Annotated in this window: 22 protein-coding genes and 1 pseudogene; 16 read left to right on the top strand and 7 right to left on the bottom strand. The window is 66.2% G+C overall.

What is annotated here, in order from left to right; all coding sequences use genetic code 11:
* The 6 genes from QZ609_RS12165 to QZ609_RS12140 all read left to right on the top strand — a co-directional run.
* Positions 1–196 (top strand): hypothetical protein (locus tag QZ609_RS12165; RefSeq protein WP_295494745.1); only part of this gene is annotated, 196 nt, incomplete at its 5' end.
* Between the two features lie 5 nt (positions 197–201).
* Complete coding sequence (gene pncB, locus QZ609_RS12160) at positions 202–1,371, top strand: nicotinate phosphoribosyltransferase (protein ID WP_295494742.1); 1,170 nt, start codon at positions 202–204, stop codon at positions 1,369–1,371.
* Positions 1,372–1,471: 100 nt separating this feature from the next.
* A complete protein-coding gene (locus QZ609_RS12155; RefSeq protein WP_295494739.1) occupies positions 1,472–2,191 on the top strand; it encodes a lactate utilization protein C in 720 nt (239 codons plus the stop codon).
* Between the two features lie 93 nt (positions 2,192–2,284).
* A complete protein-coding gene (locus QZ609_RS12150) occupies positions 2,285–3,694 on the top strand; it encodes a sodium:proton antiporter (protein ID WP_295494736.1) in 1,410 nt (469 codons plus the stop codon).
* Positions 3,695–3,716: 22 nt separating this feature from the next.
* Positions 3,717–4,721: a D-glycerate dehydrogenase gene (locus QZ609_RS12145; protein ID WP_295494733.1), complete on the top strand. Its 1,005-nt coding sequence runs from the start codon at positions 3,717–3,719 to the stop codon at positions 4,719–4,721.
* Between the two features lie 18 nt (positions 4,722–4,739).
* Positions 4,740–6,221, top strand: a complete 1,482-nt coding sequence (locus tag QZ609_RS12140) for a DNA recombination protein RmuC (RefSeq protein WP_295494730.1) — start codon at positions 4,740–4,742, stop codon at positions 6,219–6,221.
* A gap of 54 nt (positions 6,222–6,275) precedes the next feature.
* On the opposite strand, the gene QZ609_RS12135 is transcribed toward QZ609_RS12140, so the two are convergent.
* The 5 genes from QZ609_RS12135 to QZ609_RS12115 form a co-directional block, all read right to left on the bottom strand.
* Entirely contained in the window at positions 6,276–6,557 is a 282-nt protein-coding gene (locus tag QZ609_RS12135) for a hypothetical protein (protein ID WP_295494728.1), read from the bottom strand.
* Between the two features lie 197 nt (positions 6,558–6,754).
* On the bottom strand, positions 6,755–8,035 hold the full coding sequence (gene glp, locus QZ609_RS12130; RefSeq protein ID WP_295494723.1) for a gephyrin-like molybdotransferase Glp: 1,281 nt from the start codon (positions 8,033–8,035) through the stop codon (positions 6,755–6,757).
* A gap of 26 nt (positions 8,036–8,061) precedes the next feature.
* Positions 8,062–8,676 carry a molybdenum cofactor guanylyltransferase MobA gene (mobA, locus tag QZ609_RS12125; RefSeq protein WP_295494721.1) on the bottom strand — a complete coding sequence of 205 codons (615 nt, stop codon included), beginning with the start codon at positions 8,674–8,676 and terminating at the stop codon, positions 8,062–8,064.
* 19 nt (positions 8,677–8,695) lie between these two features.
* Entirely contained in the window at positions 8,696–9,817 is a 1,122-nt protein-coding gene (gene moaA, locus QZ609_RS12120) for a GTP 3',8-cyclase MoaA (protein ID WP_295494719.1), read from the bottom strand.
* Between the two features lie 196 nt (positions 9,818–10,013).
* On the bottom strand, positions 10,014–13,001 hold the full coding sequence (locus QZ609_RS12115; protein WP_295494716.1) for an Rne/Rng family ribonuclease: 2,988 nt from the start codon (positions 12,999–13,001) through the stop codon (positions 10,014–10,016).
* A gap of 729 nt (positions 13,002–13,730) precedes the next feature.
* Between QZ609_RS12115 and QZ609_RS12110 the strand changes: the two genes are divergently transcribed.
* The 4 genes from QZ609_RS12110 to QZ609_RS12095 are packed head-to-tail and all read left to right on the top strand — an operon-like array spanning position 13,731 to position 16,913.
* Entirely contained in the window at positions 13,731–14,759 is a 1,029-nt protein-coding gene (locus QZ609_RS12110) for an RluA family pseudouridine synthase (RefSeq protein WP_295494713.1), read from the top strand.
* The gene (locus QZ609_RS12105) at positions 14,740–15,399 is read left to right on the top strand and encodes an HAD-IA family hydrolase (RefSeq protein WP_295494710.1); all 660 of its coding nucleotides are present in this window, start codon (positions 14,740–14,742) and stop codon (positions 15,397–15,399) included. Before QZ609_RS12110 ends, QZ609_RS12105 begins: the two co-directional genes overlap by 20 nt.
* Positions 15,392–15,796: a Rieske 2Fe-2S domain-containing protein gene (locus QZ609_RS12100; protein ID WP_295494708.1), complete on the top strand. Its 405-nt coding sequence runs from the start codon at positions 15,392–15,394 to the stop codon at positions 15,794–15,796. The genes QZ609_RS12105 and QZ609_RS12100 overlap by 8 nt, the downstream gene beginning before the upstream one ends.
* A 22-nt stretch (positions 15,797–15,818) precedes the next feature.
* Complete coding sequence (locus QZ609_RS12095) at positions 15,819–16,913, top strand: S49 family peptidase (RefSeq protein ID WP_295494705.1); 1,095 nt, start codon at positions 15,819–15,821, stop codon at positions 16,911–16,913.
* 28 nt (positions 16,914–16,941) lie between these two features.
* Here the strand turns inward: QZ609_RS12095 and QZ609_RS12090 are convergent, their stop codons facing one another.
* Both QZ609_RS12090 and QZ609_RS12085 read right to left on the bottom strand, forming a co-directional pair.
* Positions 16,942–17,673 (bottom strand): SAM-dependent methyltransferase, encoded by a 732-nt coding sequence (locus QZ609_RS12090; RefSeq protein ID WP_295494702.1) that lies wholly within the window; start codon positions 17,671–17,673, stop codon positions 16,942–16,944.
* Between the two features lie 3 nt (positions 17,674–17,676).
* A complete protein-coding gene (locus tag QZ609_RS12085) occupies positions 17,677–18,273 on the bottom strand; it encodes a Maf-like protein (RefSeq protein WP_295494699.1) in 597 nt (198 codons plus the stop codon).
* 199 nt (positions 18,274–18,472) lie between these two features.
* Here QZ609_RS12085 and QZ609_RS12080 point away from each other — a divergent pair, with 199 nt between their 5' ends.
* The 6 genes and pseudogenes from QZ609_RS12080 to fabG form a co-directional block, all read left to right on the top strand.
* The gene (locus QZ609_RS12080) at positions 18,473–19,012 is read left to right on the top strand and encodes a YceD family protein (protein ID WP_295494696.1); all 540 of its coding nucleotides are present in this window, start codon (positions 18,473–18,475) and stop codon (positions 19,010–19,012) included.
* Between the two features lie 115 nt (positions 19,013–19,127).
* Positions 19,128–19,307 carry a 50S ribosomal protein L32 gene (rpmF, locus tag QZ609_RS12075; RefSeq protein ID WP_295494693.1) on the top strand — a complete coding sequence of 60 codons (180 nt, stop codon included), beginning with the start codon at positions 19,128–19,130 and terminating at the stop codon, positions 19,305–19,307.
* A 202-nt stretch (positions 19,308–19,509) separates the two neighbouring features.
* Positions 19,510–20,502, top strand: a pseudogene (gene plsX, locus QZ609_RS12070) (phosphate acyltransferase PlsX); the annotation flags it as partial.
* Between the two features lie 118 nt (positions 20,503–20,620).
* Positions 20,621–21,601 (top strand): beta-ketoacyl-ACP synthase III, encoded by a 981-nt coding sequence (locus QZ609_RS12065; protein WP_295494687.1) that lies wholly within the window; start codon positions 20,621–20,623, stop codon positions 21,599–21,601.
* Between the two features lie 32 nt (positions 21,602–21,633).
* Positions 21,634–22,563, top strand: coding sequence for an ACP S-malonyltransferase (fabD, locus tag QZ609_RS12060; RefSeq protein WP_295494684.1), 930 nt, complete (start codon positions 21,634–21,636; stop codon positions 22,561–22,563).
* A 10-nt stretch (positions 22,564–22,573) separates the two neighbouring features.
* On the top strand, positions 22,574–23,183 hold a 610-nt coding region (gene fabG, locus QZ609_RS12055; protein ID WP_295494681.1), incomplete at its 3' end, for a 3-oxoacyl-ACP reductase FabG.

The raw sequence follows: 23,183 nt of genomic DNA, 5'->3' as shown, positions 1-23,183 counted from the left end.
TCTGGATGGCATTGAGGCGTTCTGCTTCCATGGTGCAAAAATCCGGTCGGAAACCAGAAATTATAGCGGAATCAAGGGGTTTTCCGTCCGCACGTGGGGCCGGAAACCGCGTTTTGCGCGGGATTTTCCGTGCCAGCCCAAGTCGCCCGGCGGGGCTTCGGTTAGCATGGCGGCCATCCATGTGGCTTTGGCGTAGTCCCGATGATCATCCGCTCGCTGCTCGACACCGATCTGTACAAGTTCACCATGATGCAGGTGGTGCTGCATCACTTTCCGGCTGCGCACGTTGAATACCGCTTCAAGTGCCGCAACGCCGGCGTCGACCTAGTGCCGTACATCGAGGAAATCCGCGCGGAAATCCAGCAGTTGTGCTCGCTGCGCTTCACCGAGGCGGAGCTGAACTACCTGCGCGGCCTGCGTTTCATCAAGAGCGATTTCGTCGACTTTCTCGGCCTGTTTCACCTGAACGAGAAGTACGTCGACATCCGGCCAGCGCAGTCCAACGACGGGCAGATCGAGATCATCATCAGCGGGCCGTGGCTGCACACCATCATGTTCGAGGTGCCGGTGCTGGCCATCGTCAACGAGGTGTACTTCAGCCGCACGCAGAGCCACCCGCAATGGGACGAGGGCAAGCGCCGGCTGACCGACAAGCTCGGCTCGTTGATGCGCCCCGGCCTGGAGGACTGTCGCATCGCTGATTACGGCACGCGCCGCCGCTTCTCGCACACCTGGCACGAGCATGTGCTGATGGAAACGCGCACGCAGCTCGGCAGCCAGTACGCCGGCACCAGCAATGTGCACTTCGCCATGAAGCACAACATGACGCCGCTGGGCACCATGGCGCACGAATACCTGCAGGCGTGCCAGGCACTGGGCCCGCGCCTGCGCGATTCCCAGACCTTCGCGCTGGAGACCTGGGCTCGCGAATACCGCGGCGACCTCGGCATCGCGCTGTCGGACACCTACGGTTTCGATGCCTTCCTGCGCGATTTCGACATGTTCTTCTGCAAGCTCTTCGATGGCGTACGGCACGACTCCGGCGACCCGTTCGAGTGGGGCGAGCGCATGCTCAAGCACTACGACGAGTTGCGCGTCGAGCCGCAGTCCAAGGCGCTGATCTTTTCCGATAGCCTGGACATGCCCAAGGTCATCGGCCTGTACGAGCGCTTCCATGGCCGCTGCAAGCTGGCCTTCGGCGTCGGCACCAACCTGACCAACGATCTGGGTTACACGCCGCTGCAGATCGTCATCAAGATGGTCCGCTGCAACGGCCAGCCGGTCGCCAAGCTGTCGGACGCGCCCGAGAAGACCATGTGCGACGACCCGGCCTACCTGACCTACCTGAAGCAGGTCTTTGGCGTGCAATAACGCTCAGCCGGTCGCGCAATAACTTTCAACTGTCCGGCGCGGGCGGGCCGCGATCGCCGCGCGGTCGGCTCGTATAATCGACCGACCTCTCGGAGCCGCCATGGACACACGACCGGACACCCCTGCCGACCCGCTCGACACCACCCGCGCACGCGACGCCATCTTCGCGCGCATCCGCAACGCCCAGCATCGGCCGGACCAGCCGACCCAGGGCGAGCACGATGCGGTGGCCGACTATGTGGCGCGCCACCCGGCCGGCCCGCGCCCGCCGGTGCCGGAGGACCTGACCGCGCATTTCATCGAGCAGGCGCAGAAGATGGCGTCGACGCTGGAGACCGTGGATGCGCTGGCCGACGTGCCCGCCGCCGCCGCGCGCTACCTGGCCGGCCTGAACCTGACGCCGCGTGCCGTGGCGTGGACCACGCTGCAATCGCTCGACTGGACCGCCGCCGGCCTGAGCGTCGAATTCCGCCCGCCCGTGCGCGAGCCCGCGGCCGACCATGACCACGGCGATCTGGTCGGCATCACTGGCTGCTTCTGCGCGATTGCCGAGACCGGCTCGCTGATGCTGCTGTCGGGGCCGGAGAATGTTGCCTCCACCGCGCTGCTGCCCGAGACGCATATCGCCGTGGTGCCGCGCTCGCGCATCGTGGCGGACCTGGAAGCCGCCTATGCGCTGATGCGCGCGGAGCGGGGCGAGCTGCCGCGCGCGACCAACGTCATCAGCGGTCCGTCACGCACCGGCGATATCGAGCAGACCATCGTGCTGGGGGCGCACGGGCCGTATCGCGTGCATGTCATCGTAGTCGCGGGCATCTGAGCGTCGAAACCAGCCTGGGCGTTTACACTGGCGTCTTTATCCGTTCGGCACGGTTGTTTTGTGCCGAACGTTGACGTTTAGGAGAACGCCCCTGTGAAACGCCTCTGGCCCCTCGTCTTTCTGCTGTTCGGGAGTGCGGCGTATGCCGCTGACGTGAATGGCGCCGAGCTGTCGTTGTGGTGGGGCGTGCCGTTCGCGGGCATTCTGCTGTCGATCGCGATTGCGCCGTTGCTGGCACCCAAGCTCTGGCACGACCACTACGGCAAGATCGCGGCGGCGTGGGCGCTGGTGTTGCTGGTGCCGTTCGGCCTGGCGTTCGGCGGGCATGCGGCGATCGCCTCGGTCGTGCATGCCGCGCTTGGCGAGTACATCCCCTTCATCGCCCTGATCGCCGCGCTGTACGTGGTGGCCGGCGGCATCTGCATCCGCGGCAACATCCACGGCACGCCCAAGCTCAATACCGGCCTGATCGCGCTGGGCACCGGCCTGGCCAGCATCATGGGGACGACCGGCGCGGCCATGCTGCTGATCCGTCCGCTCTTGCGCGCAAACGATGCGCGCCGCCATCGCTCGCACGTGGTGGTGTTCTTCATTTTCCTCGTGGCCAACGCCGGCGGGGCGCTCACGCCGCTGGGCGATCCGCCGCTGTTCCTGGGCTTCTTGCAGGGCGTCGATTTCTTCTGGACCGCCAAGTATCTCTGGCGCGAGACGCTGATGATGTGGGTGCTGCTGCTGGCGATCTTCTTCGCCGTCGACAGCTACTTCTATCACACGGGCAAGGAGGAGTTGCCCAACATCACCGACGCCACGCCGGACGAAGCCGGTCCGCTGCGCTTCGAGGGCAACGTCAACTTTGTGCTGCTGGCGGGCATCCTCGGTCTCGTGCTGATGAGCGGGCTGTGGAAGCCGGGCATTGTCTTCGACGTGATGGGCACCGAGGTGCTGCTACAGAACGTGGTGCGCGACATCGGGCTGGTGGTGATTGCGTTGCTGTCCTTGTGGCTCACGCCCGACAGCGCGCGCAGTGGCAACGAATTCAACTGGGAGCCGATCCTGGAGGTCGGCAAGCTGTTCGCCGGCATCTTCATCACGATCGGGCCGGTCATCGCCATGCTCAAGGCCGGCGTGGATGGCCCGTTCGCGGCCATCGTGCATCTCGTGAACGACAGCGCTGGGCAACCGAACAACGCCATGTACTTCTGGGCGACGGGCCTGCTGTCGTCCTTCCTCGACAACGCGCCGACCTATCTCGTGTTCTTCAACACCGCCGGCGGCGACGCCAAGATGCTGATGACCGAGGGCGCCGCCACGCTGGCCGCCATCTCGGCCGCGGCCGTGTTCATGGGCGCCAACACCTACATCGGCAACGCGCCCAACTTGATGGTCAAGGCCATCGCCGAGAGCCGCGGTTTGCAGATGCCAAGCTTCTTCGGTTACATGCTGTGGTCGGTCGGCATCCTGGTGCCGATCTTCGTGCTCATGACCTTCATCTTCTTCCGTTAATCGAACGGACCTCGAGCCGCTTATGAAACCCGGAATCCTAGTCACCCGCGCGATGTTTCCCGAAGTGCTGGAGCGCCTGCGCGAGACCTTCGACGTGGTCGACAACCAGGCTGACGTGGTCTACCCGCCCGAAGCGCTGGCCGAGCGCCTGCAAGGGCGCGTGGGCCTGCTCGCCAATGCGGCAGACGCCATCAACGCCGACCTGATCGCCCGCGTGCCAACGCTGCGCGCGGTCGCCAACATGGCCGTCGGCTACAACAACCTGGACCTGCCGGCGATGACGCGCGCCGGCATCGTCGCCACCAACACGCCGGATATCCTGACCGAGACCACAGCAGACTTTGGCTGGGCGCTGCTGATGGCTGCCGCGCGCCGCGTACCGGAATCCGAGCGCTGGCTGCGTGATGGTCACTGGAAGCGCTGGACCTACGACATGTTCCTCGGCGCCGAAGTGTACGGCAGCACGCTGGGCATCCTCGGCATGGGCCGCATCGGCCAGGCCCTGGCGCGGCGCGCAAGCGGGTTCTCGATGCGCGTGATCTATCACAACCGCAGCCGCCTCGCGCCCGAGGTCGAACAGGACACCCGCGCCACCTATGTCAGCAAGGACGAACTGCTGGCGCAGGCTGATCACCTCGTGCTGGTGCTGCCGTATTCTCAGGACAGCCACCACGCCATCGGCGCGGCCGAACTGGCGCAGATGAAGCCGACGGCGACGCTGGTCAACCTCGCGCGCGGCGGCATCGTCGACGACGCGGCGCTCGCGCAGGCGCTGGCCGAGCAGCGCATCTTCGCGGCCGGCCTGGACGTGTACGAGGGCGAGCCCAAGGTGCATCCGGCGCTGCTGGAGGCCGAACACGTCGCGCTCACGCCGCACATCGCCAGCGCCACGCATGGCACGCGCCTGGGCATGGCCAACCTGGCGGCAGACAACCTGATTGCCGCGCTTGGCTTCGGCCCGCGCGCCGGGCAGCCGCCCAACCTGTTGAACCCGGATGCGCTGGCGGTGCCGCGCACCTCCGCCTGATCGAGATCGAACACACGTATGGATTGGATGGCTTTACTGACCTTGCTGGGCGTGGCCGTGGTGGCCGTACTGTGCGGCCTGATCTGGCGCGGTGTGTCGCGTCCGGCGGCCAATGACGTCTCGCCGATTCTGGCGGCGCTACGCGATGAGCTCATACGCGGCAACGAGCGCATCGAACGCGAACTGCGCGGCGAGATTGCCGAGACCGCGCGCATCGGCCGCAGCGACGTGACGCAGCAGCTCGGCCAGTTCCAGCAGATGCTGGCCACGCAGCTGACCAGCGTCGCCACGCTGCAGAACAACCAGATCGACACCTTCGCCCAGCAGCTCACCAAGCTGACCGAATCGAACACCCAGCAGCTGGAGGCGGTGCGCCAGAACCTGATGCAGCAAGCGCAGCAGGCCCGCGAGGAGCAGGGCAGCGCGCTGCGCCGTTTCGGCGAGGGCATGCAGCAGCAGCTCGCGCAGCTGGCCGAGGGCAACGAACGCCGCCTGGCCGAAGTGCGCGCGACGCTGGAACAGAGGCTCAAGGACATCGAAGCCAACAACGCCACCAAGCTCGACGAGATGCGCCGCACCGTCGACGAGAAACTGCACGCGACGCTCGAGCAACGCCTGGGCGAATCGTTCAAGCTGGTGTCCGACCGGCTGGAGCAGGTGCACCGTGGCCTGGGCGAGATGCAGGCGCTGGCGCAGGGCGTGGGGGACCTGAAGAAGGTGCTGACCAACGTGAAGACGCGCGGCACCTGGGGCGAGGTTCAGTTGGAGATGCTGCTGGAGCAGATGCTTACACCCGAGCAATACGACAAGAACGTCGAGACCGTGCAGGGCACCGGCGCGCGGGTGGAATTCGCCATCCGCCTGCCCGGCAAGACCGACGCGGACCACGACGCGACCGTCTGGCTGCCGATCGACGCCAAGTTCCCGAAGGAGCAGTACGAGCGGTTGCTCGATGCGCAGGAACGTGCGGACGCGGAGGCCGCTGCTGCCGCAAGCCGCGAACTGGAATCGGCGGTCCGCAAGGAAGCGCAGACCATCCACGAGAAGTACATCGCACCGCCGGCCACCACCGACTTTGCGATCCTGTTCCTGCCGACCGAAGGGCTTTACGCCGAGGTGCTGCGCCGCCCCGGCCTGACCGACGATCTGCAGCGCAAGTTCCGCGTGACGATTGCCGGGCCGACCACGCTCACGGCCATCCTGAACAGCCTGCAGATGGGCTTCCGTACGCTGGCACTGGAGAAGCGTTCCAGCGAGGTCTGGCAGGTGCTGGGCGCGGTCAAGAGCGAGTTCGGCAAGTTCGGCGACGTGTTGGCCGCGACCAAGAAGACGCTCGAACGTGCGGTCAGCAACATCGAGCAGGCCGAGGTGCGCACCCGCCAGATGAACCGCAAGCTCAAGGCGGTGGAGGCGTTGCCGACCGATTCGGCGCAGGCGGTGCTGGGGCTGGAAGCGGCGCTACCTACCGAAGCGACGGATGACGAAGCCGACGCAGAATGAACGAAGGGGCGGAAATTCCCGCCCCTTTTTCGTGGGTGATGCCGAGGCTGCCGGTCAGGCCGCTTCGTCGGGCATGTCCTTGAGCCGGATCTCGATGCCGCCAAAGCGTTCGGCGACCCAGTTGTAGGCGTGGCAGGCGAGCCAGAGCGCACCGAAGCCGAGCAGCGCGTTGAGGATCAGCCCGCTCAGCACCACGATGGTCGGCAGCTCGCCATAGCGGACAAAGCCGACGAACAGGAACAACCCCACCACGGGCAACGAGAAGCAGAGATACACCAGCACCAGCGCGCGGGCGGTGTGGGCCGGGTGGAGGTAGGCAATCTCCTTGGTCATCATGGCGTCAAGCAAATCCGAAACAATCAAACTGGCGCAGAGTGTATCGAATCGACCGTGGCGCCGATACCCGCGCTCCGGGGGTGACGCAAAAAACCGACAACATGCGGTGTTGCGGGTAGCGTAAGGGTCGCGCGGGCCGCGCCCGCACTGGATTGGGCCGCGTCAATGTGCCAAAGGTGTGGGGTCTCAGCCGTTGCTCAGACCAGCCCGTCGAACAGCAGGATCTGCACCGCGTCGCCCGCATTGACCTGCGCCTGCTCGTGGGCGAGTACGACAAAGCAATTCGCCTCACTCATGGAACGCAGCACGCCGGAGCCTTGCTGGCCGGTCAGTCGTACCTCCAGTTGGCCGCTGCCGTTGAGCGTTGCGATGCCGCGCTGATACTCCGTGCGCCCCGGTCGCTTGCGGATCGGCGCCACGCTGATGGCGGGCACCAGCGGCGCGCCAGTCTCGGTCGCGCCCATCATGCGCAGTAGCGCGCCGCGCACGAAGTGGTAGAACGTCACCATCACCGCCACCGGGTTGCCCGGCAGCCCGAACAGGAACGCACTGCGGCCGTTCGATGCGATGCGGCCGAACGCCATCGGCCGCCCCGGGCGCATGGCGATCTTCCAGAACGTCACGTCGCCGAGCTGGGCCATCATCTGCTTGGTGAAATCGGCCTCGCCGACCGACACGCCGCCCGAGGTGATGATCGCGTCGGCGTTTTCCGCAGCGGTGCGGAAGGCGGCTTCGAGTGCCGCCGGGTCGTCGCGCACCACGCCCATGTCGATCAGCTCCACGCCCAGGCGTGTGAGCATGCCGTGCAGCGTGTAGCGGTTCGAGTCGTACACGCAGCCGGCGTCGAGCGGTTCACCGATGGAACGCAGCTCATCGCCGGTGGAGAAGAACGCGACGCGCAGCTTGCGGCGTACCGACACTTCGGCGATGCCGAGCGAGGCGAGCAGGCCGATATCGGCGGGGCGGAGGATGCGGCCGGCGGTGAGTGCCGCGCTGCCGCGGGCGAGGTCTTCGCCGCGCAGGCGGCGGTTGTCACCGGCGCGCACGGCATCGTGGGCGAAGCGCACGCTCGCTTCATCGCCCTGCGTGAATTCCTGCGGGATCACCGTGTCGCAGCCAGCCGGCATGACGGCGCCGGTCATCACGCGCACCGCGTCGCCGGGGCCGGGCGTGCCGTCGAAGGCGACGCCCGCGTACGCGGTGCCGATCACGCGCAGTACCACCTCGCCATCACCGCGCGACAGTTCCGCGCTGGCGAAGGCGAAGCCGTCCATCGCCGAGTTGTCGTGCGAGGGCACGTCGATGCCCGACAGCACGTCCTCGGCCAGCACACGGTCGAGCGCGCTGCGGATCGGCACGCGCGCAACGCCCGAGACCGGCTGCACGAAGTCGCGCATGATGGTTTGCGCTTGCGCCACGGGCAGCGCGTTCGGGTCGTAGTCGGACAGGCAGGAGACGACGGAGGCGAGGGTGGTCATGTCAGTGAGGGGATCGGCTCGGCGCTCTAGCGGCGCTCGGCAAGCTGGCGCAGTTCGGCCAGGGTGTTGATGTTGGCGAAGGCAGCCGCGTCGTCGAAGAGCACTTCGACCATCGGGTGCCGCGCGGTCCAGGCGTCGATCTTGCGGCCGCCGCCTTGCAGGTAGACGGTCAGGTCGTCGGCGAGCGACGCGTCGAGCAGACAGAATACCGGCTGCACCTGGCGGCGGAGTTGACCCGCGTCATCCGGTTCCAGCGTGACCGGCATGGCGATGCGGGCGTTGGCTTCCACCAGCGCCGCGCCCAGCCGGGCAGCGAGGTCGGTCGGCACGAACGGCGAATCGCACGGCGCGGTCAGCAGGTAGGGCGTCTGGCACTGCTCCAACCCGGCCAGGATGCCCGCCAGCGGCCCGGCAAAGTCGGGCATGGAATCCACCACCACCGGCACCCCGAACGACTCATATGCGGCGAGGTTGCGGTTGGCGTTGATCAGCACGTGGCCGACCTGCGGCGACAGGCGCATCAGCGTATGCATCGCCATCGGCGCGCCCTGGAACACTTGCAGGCCCTTGTCGACGCCGCCCATGCGGCTGCCCCGGCCGCCGGCCAGGATCAGGCCGGTGATGTCGGAAGTCGGAATCATGAGAAAGCGTGGGCGGCCGTCAGCCGCCGATGTAGGACATTTCGATGCGCCGGCCGGCCGGGTGGGCCTGGCCGCTGGCGCGCAGCTCGGAGTAGCGGTCCGTGCGCCCCTGCCAGATGGCGCGGATGACGTTGGACAGCTCCAGATCGGTCGTGCCGTTGCGCAGCAGGGTCCGCAGGTCGAAGCCCTCGGTGGCGAACAGGCACAGGTAGAGCTTGCCTTCCGTGGACAGCCGCGCGCGCGTGCAGTCGTGGCAGAACGCGTGCGTGACGCTGGAGATCACGCCGATCTCGCCCGCGCCATCGGCATAGCGCCAGCGCTCGGCGGTCTCGCCGGTGTAGTTGGACGACAGCGGCTCGAGCGGGAATTCGGCCGACAGCCGTTGGATGACTTCGGCCGACGGCACCACCGACGTCATGTCCCAATGGTTGGTTTCACCCACGTCCATGTATTCGATGAAGCGCAGGATGATGCCGCTGCCTCGGAAGTGGCGCGCCATCGGCACGAGCTGGTCGTCGTTGTCGCCTTTCTTGACCACCATGTTGACCTTCAGCGGCGCCAGGCCCACTTGCTGCGCGACCTCGATGCCGTGCAGGACCTCGTCCACGGCAAAGTCGACGTCATTCATGCGGCGGAAGACGGTGTCGTCGATGGCATCGAGACTCACCGTCACGCGGTTCAGGCCGGCGTCCTTGAGCGACTGCGCCTTGCGGGCGAGCAGGGCGCCGTTGGTGGTGAGCGTGAGGTCCAGCGGCTTGCCGTCGAGGGTGGTCAGGCGCGCGAGCATTTCGACCAGGCGCTCGATGTCCTTGCGCAGGAGCGGCTCGCCGCCGGTCAGGCGGATCTTCTCGACGCCGTGCTCGATGAACAGCCGCACCGTGCGCTCGATCTCCTCGAACGACAGCAGCTCGCTGTGCCGCAGGAAGCGGTAGTCCTTGTCGAACACATCCTTCGGCATGCAGTAGACGCAGCGGAAGTTGCAGCGGTCCGTCACCGAGATGCGCAGGTCGTGCAGGCGCCGGCCGCGCGTGTCTGCCAGCCTGCCTTGTGCCGGGACGAGCATGTCCGGCACGGCGGGCACCGTGGCGCGATGGTGCTGGCCGTCGCGCAGGTCGATGAGGGGGATGACGGTTTCGGTCATGAATGGGATGCCGCGCAGGCGGGCGGCCGATACGGCGAGTGAGTGCGCTGCGCGCTGTATACAGCTTCGAGTGTAGCGCACCCCCTCGGTTCAGGCGGGGTGACGCTGGCTCGGCATGGTGTGCTGTGCATAGGAAAAAGGGCGGCCGAAGCCGCCCTCTGGCAATGCGCCGGCGGTTGCCCGCCGGGGTCGTCGCTTATTGCTGGTCGGCACCGCCCACCGGGCTGCCGGTCTCGACCAGGATCATCGGACCCTGCTGGATCGGCGGCAGCGGCTTGCGCTCGCGCGGCACCCGCGGCGGCGTCACGGCACGGGCCGCTTCTTCCTGCGAGGCTTGCAGCTTCTGCGCGTCCGTGTGGACCCAGGTCATGCCGACGTCGGTCACCACGTGCTGCAGCGTCTCGATCGGCAGCGGTGCGGCCTTGGCCACGGCGCTGACCGGGGCAGGTGCCGGCACTTCGGCCATTGCCGCGGCAATGGCTTGCGGCGCGGCTTCCACCACGGCGGCGGCAGCGGTCACGACCGGTTCAGCGGTCTGGACCGGTTGCACCGGCTCGACCGGCTGGGCGATCACCGGAGCAACCGCTTCGGTCACCACTGGCTCGACCGGTTGCTGGACCGGAGCCTGCTGCGGAGCAGCGGCGACTTCAGCCTCCACCGGGGCAGTGGCTTGCACGTCCTGCTCGCCTTCCACTTCGGTTTCGCCTTCGCCTTCACCTTCTGCGCGCACGCCTTGCTCGCCACCCTCGCGGTCGCGGCGATAGCGGTTGCGGCCACGACGGCCACGGCGGCGGCGCTCTTCGCCTTCACCATTGCCTTCGGCACCCGGTGCAGCGCCTTCCACCGTATCGACTTCCGCAGGGGCGGTGGTGTCGAGCGGGGTTTGCGGCACTTGCGGCGCGGCGGTCTGGTCGATCAGGCCTTCGGCGGCCACGGCAGCGGCTTCGTTGGCTTGCTGCTCGCGCTCGCGGCCTTCGCGCGGTTCGCGGCTTTCACGACCCTCGCGCGGCTCGCGACCTTCACGGCCCTCACGGGGTTGACGCTCGCGGCGTTCCTGGTTGCGTTCGCGGCGGCCTTGCCCTTCGCGGGCTTCCTGGCCTTGCTGCGGCTGGCGGGCCTCGGTGGTTTCGCGCGCGGCACCCTCGACCTGGGCCGGTTGGCGGCTGCGGTCGCGGCCACCGCGTTGGCCATCACGCTGGCCTTCGCGCGGGGCTTGGCCTTCACGGCCTTCAGTGCGACCGCCTTCGCGGCCCTCACGGCCTTGGCCTTGGCGTTGACCATCACGGCCGCCTTGGCCCAGACGTTCACCACGCTCAGCACGTTCGCCACGCTGGCCACGGCCACCGCGGTCCTGGCGGGCGCCACGCCCTTGGCGGCCGGCGTCTTCAGCGCGCTGCTTCGGTGCTTCGACCGGCGCAGCCACCACCGGCTCGGCCGGCTTGCCGCCAAACAGCGACTTCAGCCAGGACACGAAACCACCCTGGGCAGGCACCGGTGCCGGTGCTTGCGGAGCCGGGGCGGCCTCGGTGCGGGCCGGACGCTCGGCGCGCGGCACCGACACGGGGGCCGGCTGTTCCGGCGTGATGCCCTTGACGGCAGCTTCCTGGCGCGGCTTGGCGGCTTCCTTGCGGGTGCTGTAGGCGGTGTCGGCTTCCAGTTCCTTGGCGGCTTCCTCGGCCATCTTGTAGCTGGCCTTGGTCTCGTCCAGGCGCGGATCGTCGTGGCGCAGGCGCTCGAGCTTGTAGTGCGGCGTCTCCAGATGCTTGTTCGGGATCAACAGCACGTTGACCTTGAAGCGCGTCTCGATCAGGTTGATGTCCGGGCGCTTCTCGTTGAGCAGGAACGCAGCCACTTCCACCGGCACCTGGCAGTGGATCGCGGCGGTGTTTTCCTTCATCGCCTCTTCCTGGATGATGCGCAGCACCTGCAGGGCGGACGATTCGGTATCGCGGATGTGGCCCGTGCCGTTACAGCGCGGGCAGGTGACGTGCGAGCCCTCCGACAGCGACGGACGCAGGCGCTGGCGCGACAGCTCCATCAGGCCGAAGCGGCTGATCTTGCCCATCTGCACGCGGGCGCGGTCGTGGCGCAGCGCGTCTTTCAGGCGGGTCTCGACGTCCTTCTGGGCCTTGCTGGCCTCCATGTCGATGAAGTCGATCACGATCAGGCCGCCCAGGTCGCGCAGGCGCAGCTGGCGGGCGATCTCGTCGGCGGCTTCGAGGTTGGTGCGCAGCGCGGTTTCCTCGATGTCGGCGCCCTTGGTGGCGCGCGCCGAGTTCACGTCGACGGCGACCAGCGCCTCGGTGTGGTCGATCACAATGGCGCCGCCCGAGGGCAGCATCACCATGCGCGAGTAGGCCGATTCGATCTGGTGTTCGATCTGGAAGCGCGAGAACAGGGGCACGTCGTCGCGGTACTTCTTCACCCGATTCATGTTGTCGGGCATCACCACGCTCATGAAGGCGCGGGCCTGATCGTAGATGTCGTCCGTATCGATCAGGATTTCACCGATATCCGGCTGGAAGTAATCGCGGATGGCGCGGATCACCAGGCTGGATTCGAGATAGATCAGCAGCGGGGCCTTGTTATCGACGGCGGCGCCGTCAACGGCCTTCCACAACTGCATCAGGTAGTTCAAGTCCCACTGCAGCTCTTCGGCCGAGCGGCCGATGCCGGCGGTGCGGGCGATGATGCTCATGCCATCCGGCACTTCCAGCTGCGCCATGGTTTCGCGCAGTTCCTGGCGGTCTTCGCCCTCGATGCGGCGCGACACGCCGCCGCCGCGCGGGTTGTTCGGCATCAGCACCAGGTAGCGGCCGGCCAGCGAGATGAAGGTGGTCAGGGCAGCGCCCTTGTTGCCACGCTCTTCCTTCTCGACCTGGACGATCAGTTCCTGACCTTCCGACAGGGCGTCCTGGATGCGCGCGGTGCGCACGTCCACACCGGCCTTGAAAAAGGCGCGGGCGACTTCCTTGAAGGGGAGGAAACCGTGCCGCTCTTCGCCGTAATTGACGAAGCACGCTTCCAGCGACGGTTCGATGCGGGTGATGACACCCTTGTAGATGTTGCCTTTGCGCTGTTCGCGCCCGGCAGTTTCGATGTCGATGTCGATCAGTTTCTGACCATCGACAATGGCGACGCGCAACTCTTCTTGCTGCGTCGCATTGAACAACATGCGTTTCATTGCAACCTCACTCCAATGCCGTGCAAGCACGGCGCTTCATGGAGCACGCAAAGGCGGAGCGGGTGGTCAAAGAATTGCCGGAGTGTCGGCCGAAAAAGACGGCGCGACGGGGCGCGGGCGAAAGAAATGAGGGCGTCACGGGTGCAGGGCGGAGTTCGCGGGCGCGGTTCTGCGCGCTCTTTCGCGTCCTGGCACTCGCGCCGTGAGCCCAGCGCGTTGTGCGGGCGGGCCAGCGGCGGCGAGTCGCGTGAAGCGACCACAAAGAGCGAGTTGACGACGCGGCCTGTCCGGACGAAACCCGCGGCGGGCGAATCGGGCGGCGTGCTGCTTGTTAGAGTTTTGCCGCCGGACCGCCATGGCAACGCGGTAACCGGATACTCAGCCGGCCGGCACCAACTTTGGTGCGGCAAGGGCTTCTTTCACCAAGCGGGCGCCGTATGGATAAACCATGTGGCGCCCGCCTTGAATTCTGTTCTACCAGCTGCTCGTTCTACGCTGGCCGATCTTGCCGACGTGATCTTTGGTTCACGTCCTGCGCGATGGGACAGCGGTGCGTGCTGCTTTTGTCGTGCCGGTTGTCCGGCCACGTGTTTAGCTTTGTAACACAAGTGGGCGGGGGCGCGGCACGTTCCGGTCAGAAACGGTGGCTGTGTACAATACCTGTTGTTTCGTCCCGACCGGCTCTTGCTGGCGCTTGTACGACTGTCCAGCGAGAAAATTATATTGAAAATGAATGAGTTACGCCATCCATTTGATGGCCGCATTCAAGAGGCGGTACGTGACGCACTTGATGGCAAATCGGTCGCCTATGTAGAAATTGGCGATGACGCCGAAGGGCAGCGCATCGACAACTTCCTGATGCGCCTGGCCAAGGGCGTGCCCAAGAGTCATATCTACCGCATCCTGCGCTCGGGCGAGGTGCGCGTGAACAAGGGCCGCATCGATGCGGAATACCGCCTGAAGCTCGGCGATCTGGTGCGGATCCCGCCGCTTCGTGTCGCGCAGCAGACCGAAGCGCAGCGCGCCGTGCCAGCGGCGGAGTTCACGATCCTCCATGAAGATACGCACCTGTTGGTGATCGACAAGCCGGCCGGCGTGGCCGTGCATGGCGGCTCCGGCGTGGCGTTTGGGGTGATCGAGCAGTTACGCCAGTCGCGTCCGGAAGCCAAATTCCTTGAACTGGTGCACCGGCTCGACCGCGAGACTTCCGGCGTGCTGCTGCTGGCCAAGAAGCGCTCGGCGCTGGTGGCGCTGCACGAGCAGATCCGCGAAGGCCAGCTCGACAAGCGCTACTTTGCCGCGGTGAAGGGTGTCTGGCCGCACAAGCGCCAGCACATCAAGGCGCCGTTGCACAAATTCACCACGCCCGAGGGCGAACGCCGCGTGCGCGTGCAGGCCGATGGGCAGCCATCGCACACGATTTTCAACAAGGTTGGGGTGTTCGGGCCGTACACGCTGCTGGAAGCCGAGTTGAAGACCGGCCGCACGCACCAGATCCGCGTGCACCTGGCGCACGCCGGCTTCCCGATTCTTGGTGATGACAAATACGGCGATTTCGCGCTGAACAAGGCGCTATCGCGCGCAAACGCCTCGCCGCGGCTGGCGCGGATGTTCCTGCATGCGCACCGTGTGCAATTGACGCATCCGCAGAGCGGCGAGATCGTCACGTTCAATGCGCCGCTGCCGGCCGAATGCGCCGAGTTCCTCAACGCCTTCCAACCCCAGAGCCCCGATTCCGATGCCCCAGCAGCGCTTTGACCTGATCGTCTTCGACTGGGACGGCACCCTGATGGATTCGACGTCGGCCATCACCCGGTCGATTCAGCTGGCCTGCCGCGACCTCGGCTTGCCTGTGCCGGATGATGCGCACGCCAGCCACGTGATCGGCCTGGGCTTGCGCGACGCGCTCGAATACGCCGTCCCGACGCTCGACCCGGCCGACTACGGCAAGCTGGCAGAACGCTACCGCTTCCACTACCTGAGCCGCGATTCGCAGCTGGTGCTGTTCCCCGGCGTGCGCGAGATGCTGGAGGCCCTGCGCCAACAGCACTACCTGCTGGCGGTGGCGACGGGCAAGTCGCGCGTCGGTCTGCAGCGGGCGCTGGAGGTGAGTGGCCTGACCGGCATGTTCGACGACACGCGCTGTGCGGACGAGACCTTCTCCAAGCCGCACCCCGCCATGCTGCTGGAACTGACCAGCGACCTGGGCATGGAGGTGGAGCGCACGCTGATGATCGGCGACACCACGCACGACCTGCAGATGGCCGCCAACGCCGGTGCGGCGGGCGTCGCAGTCGCTTATGGCGCGCACCCGGCCGACGTGCTGCACGCGCTGGAGCCGTTGTTTTGCGCGAGCTCCGTCGCCGAGCTGCATCGCTGGCTGGCCGACCATGCCTGAGCCGATCGCGCCGGTGCGTATCTGCGCGGGGGCGGCGCTGGAAGACGGTGGCCTCGGCGTGCGTTTTTCCGTCGAAGTGCGCGGGCGGGCGGTGGGCGGTTTTGTCGTGCGCTACGCTGGCGTGGTGTACGGCTATCTGAACCAGTGCGCCCACGTGCCGATGGAAATGGACTGGCAGGAAGGCCAGTTCTTTGAAAGCTCGGGCTTGTACCTGATGTGCGCCACGCACGGCGCGATCTATGAGCCGGACACCGGGCGCTGCGTGGGTGGCCCCTGCCGTGGTGCGCACCTGTCCAAGCTGGAAGTCGCGGAACGCGACGGCGAGGTCTGGTGGCAACCGGATGCGCTGTTTCGCATGCCGGTTTTGCTGAGCCCGGTGCCGCCGACAGCCTCATAACGACTCTTTTCTCTCCTAGTTCATGACTGATTCGATCCCGCCGAAATCGCCGGAAGAGGGCGCTGGCAAGCCTGACGAACTGGAAGTCGCCCGCCAGGCCGACCATCCGCTCGAAGCCGAGCTGCGCGAGCCGGCCGCAGCTGCGCCTGAGCCCAAGCCAGCGGCGTCCGCCCAGTCTGGCAACTGGGAGCGTGAGGTGTTGGAAAAGGTGCTGCTGGCAACCGTGCGCGAGCAACGTGCAGCGCGCCGCTGGCGCATCTTCTTCCGCTTCGTGACGCTGGGCATCATCGGCCTGATCGTCTACGCCTTCGCCAGTCTGGAGGGCGAGACCGTCAGCACCGGCCGCCATACCGCGCTCGTCACGCTGGACGGCGAGATCGCTGCCAGCACGAACGCCAGCGCCGAGAACATCAACGCGTCGCTCGAAGCGGCCTTTGCCGACGACAACACGGTCGGCGTGATCCTCAAGATCAACTCGCCGGGCGGCTCGCCGGTGCAGGCGGGCATGATCAACGACGACATCCGCCGCCTGCGCGCCAAGTACAAGAACATCCCGCTGTACGTGGTGGTCGAGGAGATGTGCGCCTCGGGCGGTTACTACGTGGCCGCCGCCGCCGACAAGATCTACGTCGACAAGGCCAGCATCGTCGGCTCGATCGGCGTGCTGATGGATGGCTTCGGCTTTACCGGGTTGATGGACAAGGTGGGCGTGGAGCGCCGCCTGCTGACGGCCGGCTCCAACAAGGGGATGCTCGATCCGTTCTCGCCGGTGTCGACGCAGCAGAAGCAGTACGCGCAGGAGATGCTCGACGAGGTGCACCAGCAGTTCATCGACGTGGTCAAGCAGGGCCGGGGCAGCCGCCTGAAGGACGATCCGACGCTGTTTACCGGCTTGTTCTGGACTGGCGCCAAGGCCATCCAGCTGGGCCTGGTCGATGGCGTCGGCAGCGCGGATTTCGTGGCGCGCAACGTCATCAAGGCGCCCGACGTGGTCGATTACACGGTCAAGGAAAACATCGCCTCGCGCGTGGCGCGCAAGCTCGGCACGGCGATGGGCGCGGGTGCCGTGAAGGCGCTCGCCGCAACCGGCGAGCTCAAGCTGCTGATGAAGCAGTAGGACGGATAAAGGCGCTCGCCTGGCGCCGTCAGCGCGCCAGCAGCGAGAAGATGGCCGGCCGCTTGTGCAAGTCCATGCGGTCGGCGCGCCAGTCGCTCACGGGCAGGGTCACGACCTGCTCGCTGGGCAGCGTCAGATCCACCGCGATCGACAGCAGCGTGCCCGGCGCGCAGGCGGCCTGGATGGCTTCCAGCAGCGCGCCGTTGCGATAGGGCGTTTCGATGAAGACCTGGGTTTGTCCCGCTGCGCGAGATGCCTGTTCCAGTGCGCGCAGCTTGGTTTTCCGCTCGCCCGCATCGACCGGCAGATAGCCGTTGAACGCGAAGCTCTGGCCGTTCAGGCCCGAGGCCATCACCGCCAGCAGGATCGAGCTGGGCCCCACCAGCGGTTTCACGCGCACGCCGTGCCGATGCGCCAGGCGCACGAGATTCGCGCCCGGATCGGCCACCGCCGGCACACCGGCTTCCGACATCAGCCCCGCATCCTGCCCGGCAATCACCGGCGCCAGGAGCGCTTCCAACTCGGATGCCGGCGTCTTGACGTTCAGCTCGCGGATGGTGATTTCCTGCAGCGGGCGCGCCAGCGGCGTGGTCTCCGCCAGCTTCTTGAGTAGCGCGCGCGCCGTTTTGGCGTGCTCGGCGACGAAGTAATCGAGCCGCGCAGTGATCTGCTGTACGCCTGCGGGGATCACATCAGGCAGCGGGTCGGCCGCGTCGCGCAGGCCGAGCGTGTTCGGAATCAGGTAGAGCGTGCCGGCCATGGCTTAAGCGAAGAGTGGGTAGTGCACGTTGCGCAGCATGCCGGTCAGCGCGATCAGCGGCAGGCCGACCAGTGCGGTCGGGTCCGACGATTCCACGCGCTCGAGCAGGGCGATGCCGAGGCCCTCGGACTTGGCGCTGCCGGCCACGTCGTATGGGTGCTCCAGATGCAGGTAGGCGTCCAGTTCCTCGTCGGAGAGGTTGCGGAACGTCGCCAGCGTGCGGACATCTTCACTCTGGTGTTGGCCGCTGCGGCCGTCGTAAAGGCACAACGCCGAGTGGAATGTGACGGTGCGGCCACGCATCCAGTGCAGTTGGGTCAGCGCGCGGGCATGGTCGCCGGGCTTGCCGACCTGCTTGCCGTCGAGCGTGGCGACCTGGTCGGAGCCGATCACCAGCGCGCCCGGATGGTCTGCGGCCACCTTCTCCGCCTTCTGTCGGGCCAGGCGCAGTGCGGTCTGATCGGGGGATTCGCCCGGTGCGGGCGTTTCGTCGATGTTCGGCACCACGATCTCGAACGGTAGGCGCAGGCGTTCGAGCAGTTCGCGGCGATACGGCGAGCTGGACGCGAGAATCAGCGGCGGGCGCGTGGCGTGGGTCATAAGTACTTGAAGATGCAGTGGATTTTGTGCGAAAACCCTTTGACGCCAGCGGTTTTCGCTCGGTATAATCCCGCGTTTCGCGGTTTGGCCGCGCAGTGTCGCAAACCGGGCGCCCTCGCGCAAGGTGTGGAAGGCGCTGCAGGGCGGCGCAACTCAAGCTTTCGGGCGGTCACGGCAACGCGCTTAACGGGTTCGATCAGTGGATTTTCGTGCATTCGATCTTTTCGCGTTCATCCGCGGTGGCGAGCAGGTAAGCGGCACGGTCAGCCTGGCCGACATGCCTCGTCTGCTGGCCGAGCAGGCCGCCGATGCCCCGGCCGATGCCGACGGGTTGTTCCGTTGGCAGATGCAGGGCGCGGTGCGCGACGAAGTCGTCGCCGCAGGTCAGTCCACCCGTCAACGGCTGTTCGTCGATCTGGAAGTGCAGGGCGCGGTCTGGCTGCAATGCCAGCGTTGCCTGAAGGCCTACGAACAGCCGCTGCCGGTGCAGACGTGCCTGGAAGTCATGCGTTCGGAGGCGGAAGCCGATGCGGCCCCGCTGGACGACGACGAGGCAGACGTCATCGTTGGCTCGCGCAGCTTCGACCTGATCACGCAGATTGAAGACGAGTTGCTGCTGGCGCTGCCGGTGTCGCCGCGTCATGCAGTCTGTCCGGACGAGGTCTTGCCGGAAGAGGTCGAAGCCGAAAAGAAGCCGTCGCCGTTCGCGGTGCTGGCCAACCTGAAGACCAAACATTAGGCGCACGCAAGCGTTGCGCGCGCTGATGGCAGTACGTTTCACACGCCTACCGGAATGGCTACGCTCCGGCTCCGTGTGATGTGATAAAATTGATCAAATTGCTTAGGAGTCAGTCATGGCTGTTCAACAAAACAAGAAGTCGCCGTCCAAGCGCGGCATGCATCGTTCGCACGACTTCCTCACCTCGGCCCCGACCGCTGTCGAGCCGACCACGGGCGAAGTCCACCTGCGTCACCACGTGAGCCCGAACGGCTACTATCGCGGCCGCAAGGTCGTGAAGACCAAGAACGACTGATGCGGTTTGCCAGTCCTCTGGCAAGCGTGTTGGGTTGGTCTGAACGCACAGGTTCATGATGCAAACAGAAAAGCGGCAAGCCAATTTGCCGCTTTTTTGCTGAACGGAATCCGGTAAAGCGCGTATCAAATGATGCACCGAGTTGTGTACCCTACGCGCGCCAACGGCCGGAGCCGCACGTGAAACCGCAATTCAGACTCGCATGACCATCAAGCTTGCCATCGACTGCATGGGTGGCGATCACGGCGTTGGCGTGACGATCCCTGCAGCGATCCATTTTCTCGCCGCACACGAAGACGTCGAAATGCTGCTCGTCGGGCAGCCCGATGCCATCGCGGCACAGCTCAAACGACTCCACGCCACCGCGAACCCCCGCATCCACGTCGTTGCCGCCTCCGAGGTGGTGTCGATGGACGATCCGGTCGAGGTCGCGCTGCGCAAGAAGAAAGATTCTTCGATGCGTGTGGCCATCAATCAGGTCAAGGAAGGCGCCGCTCAGGCGTGCGTTTCCGCCGGCAACACCGGCGCCCTGATGGCCGTGTCGCGTTACGTTCTCAAGACGCTGGACGGCATCGACCGCCCGGCCATCGCGACCGCCATCCCGAACGAGAAGGGCGCCGGCACTACGGTGCTGGACCTCGGCGCCAATGCCGACTGCGAGCCCGAGCACTTGTTGCAGTTCGCGCAGATGGCCTCGGCGATGGTGTCGGTGGTCGAGCACAAGCCGCGCCCGACGGTCGGCCTGCTCAACATCGGCGAAGAAGTCATCAAGGGCAACGAGGTCGTCAAGCAGGCCGGTGAGCTGCTGCGTGCCTCCGACCTCAACTTCTTCGGCAACGTTGAAGGCAACGACATCTTCAAGGGCACCACGGACATCGTCGTCTGCGACGGCTTTGTCGGCAACGTGGCGCTCAAGAGCACGGAAGGCCTCGCCAAGATGATCGGCGAGATGCTGCGCGAAGAGTTCAGCCGCTCGTGGTTCACCAAGCTGCTGGCTGTGGTGGCACTGCCTGTCATCGTCAGCCTCAAGCGCCGCATGGACCATCGGCGTTACAATGGCGCCGCGCTGCTCGGCCTGCGCGGCCTGGTCATCAAGAGCCACGGTTCGGCTGATGCCTACGCGTTTGAATGGGCGATCAAGCGCGCCTACGACGCAGCGGCCAACGGCGTGATCGCCCGCATTGCGCAGGCGTTCGAATCGCATGGCGATGCGGTAGCTGCTGCGCCCGCTGTTGCCCCTGCCCCCACTTCCACTCCGGCTGCCGACGCTGCTTGAGCGCGTTGCCCCCGAGTCAGAATTCATCCCACCGCATATGACACGTTACGCAAGGATCATCGGTACGGGCAGTTACCTGCCGCCCAAGCGGGTTACCAATGACGAACTGGCCGCCCAGCTGGCCGAGAAAGGTATCGAGACGAGCGACGAATGGATCGTGACGCGCAGCGGCATCCGCGCGCGCCATTTCGCCGCGCCCGATGTCGCGTGCAGTGACCTCGCCGTGAAGGCGGCCGAGCGCGCCATCGAAGCCGCAGGCATCGACCGCTCCGAACTCGACCTGATCTTGGTGGCCACGTCCACACCGGATTTTGTGTTCCCCAGCACGGCATGCCTCGTGCAGCAGAGGCTGGGCGTATCGAACAAGTGCCCGGCGTTCGATGTGCAGGCGGTTTGCTCTGGCTTCGTGTACGCGCTGGCGACGGCCGACAAGTTCATCCGCTCGGGTGCGTATCGCAACGTGCTGGTGATCGGCTCGGAAGTCTTCTCGCGCATCCTTGATTTCAACGACCGCACGACGTGCGTGCTGTTCGGCGACGGCGCTGGTGCAGTCGTGCTGCAGGCCTCGGACGAGCCCGGCATCCTGTCGACCGCCTTGCATGCCGACGGCAGCCATGCCGACATCCTGTGCGTGCCCGGCAACGTGGCCGCCGGTGCGATCCAGGGCAGCGCCTTCCTGTACATGGATGGTCAGGCCGTCTTCAAGCTGGCGGTGAATGTGCTCGACAAGGTGGCGCGCGAAGTGCTGGCCGCTGCCGAGCTCGACGCCTCGCAGGTCGACTGGCTGATTCCGCACCAGGCCAACATCCGCATCATGCAGGGTACGGCCAAGAAGCTGGGCCTGCCCAATGAACGCATGGTGGTGACCGTGGACGAGCACGGCAATACGTCGGCTGCGTCGATTCCGCTGGCCTTGGACGTCGCGGTGCGCGACGGGCGCATCAAGCCCGGCCATCACGTGATGCTTGAAGGCGTGGGCGGCGGCTTTACCTGGGGCGCCGCGCTGCTGCGCTTCTGATCGACGAATTTCCAGAACCAAACATACGAGCCATGACATTCGCTTTCGTCTTTCCCGGCCAGGGTTCGCAATCGGTCGGCATGCTCAATGCCTTTGCCGATCACCCGGCCGTCGCGGCCACGCTGGCCGAGGCGTCCGACGCGCTGGGTCAGGATATCGGCAAGCTGATCGCCGAAGGCCCGGCTGAAGAGCTGAACCTGACCACCAACACGCAGCCGGTCATGCTGACGGCCGCCGTGGCGGTCTACCGCGCATGGCAGGCCGCGGGCGGCCCGGTGCCGACCGTGGTGGCTGGTCACAGCCTTGGCGAATACTCTGCGCTGGTGGCAGCGGGCGCCATCGCGTTCAAGGATGCGGTGCCGCTGGTGCGTTTTCGCGCCAAGGCGATGCAGGAAGCCGTGCCGGTGGGCGAGGGCGGCATGGCCGCGATCCTCGGCTTGTCGGACGATGACGTGCGTGCCGCTTGCGCTGAAGCGTCGGCGGCTGGCGTGGTCGAAGCCGTGAACTTCAACGCACCGGCCCAGGTGGTGATCGCCGGTGCCAAGGCTGCCGTCGAGCGCGCTTGCGAAATCGCCAAGGCCAAGGGTGCCAAGCGCGCGCTGCCGTTGCCGGTGTCGGCGCCGTTCCACTCGTCGCTGCTCAAGCCGGCATCGGATCGTCTGCGCGAATACCTCGCCAATGTGACGGTCAACGCGCCGGTTATCCCGGTCATCAACAACGTCGACGTGGCCGTGGTGAGCGATCCCGCCGCCATCAAGGATGCGCTGGTGCGCCAGGCGGCAGCGCCGGTGCGCTGGGTCGAGACCGTCCAGAAGATGAAGGCAGACGGCATCACACGCGTGGTCGAGTGCGGCCCGGGCAAGGTGCTGGCTGGTCTGATCAAGCGCATCGACGGCGATATCATCGGCGACGCGATCTTCGATCCGGCAACGCTTGAAGCCGTGCTGGGTCAACTCAAATAACGGAATTCGCATGACGCAAGCATTGAACAACCAGGTCGCGCTCGTCACCGGCGCTTCGCGGGGCATCGGCCGCGCGATTGCGCTGGAGCTGGCGCGCCAGGGCGCGACGGTGGTCGGCACGGCCACCTCGGAGGCCGGTGCGCAGGCCATCACGGCGTACTTCGCCGAAGCCGGCGTGAAGGGCGCGGGCGTGGTGCTCAACGTCAATGACGCCGCGCGCTGCGAAGCCGTCATCGACGAGACCATCAAGACCCACGGCGGCCTGAACATCCTCGTCAACAATGCCGGCATCACGCAGGACAACCTGGCGATGCGCATGAAGGACGACGAGTGGGCATCGGTCATCGATACCAACCTTTCGGCCGTGTTCCGATTGTCGCGTGCCGTGTTGCGCCCGATGATGAAGGCGCGCGGCGGTCGCATCATCAACATCACCTCGGTGGTGGGCTCGGCCGGCAACCCGGGCCAGGCCAACTACGCCGCCGCCAAGGCAGGGGTCGAAGGCATGGCGCGTGCGCTGGCCCGCGAGATCGGCAGCCGCAACATCACGGTCAACTGCATCGCACCGGGCTTTATCGATACCGACATGACCAAGGTTCTGTCGGAAGAGCAGCACACCG

The organism is uncultured Ralstonia sp. (genome assembly GCA_913056305.1).
GTDB lineage: Bacteria > Pseudomonadota > Gammaproteobacteria > Burkholderiales > Burkholderiaceae > Ralstonia.
Note: the sequence above shows the minus strand (reverse complement) of the source record. Positions and strands in the feature narration are given on the sequence as shown.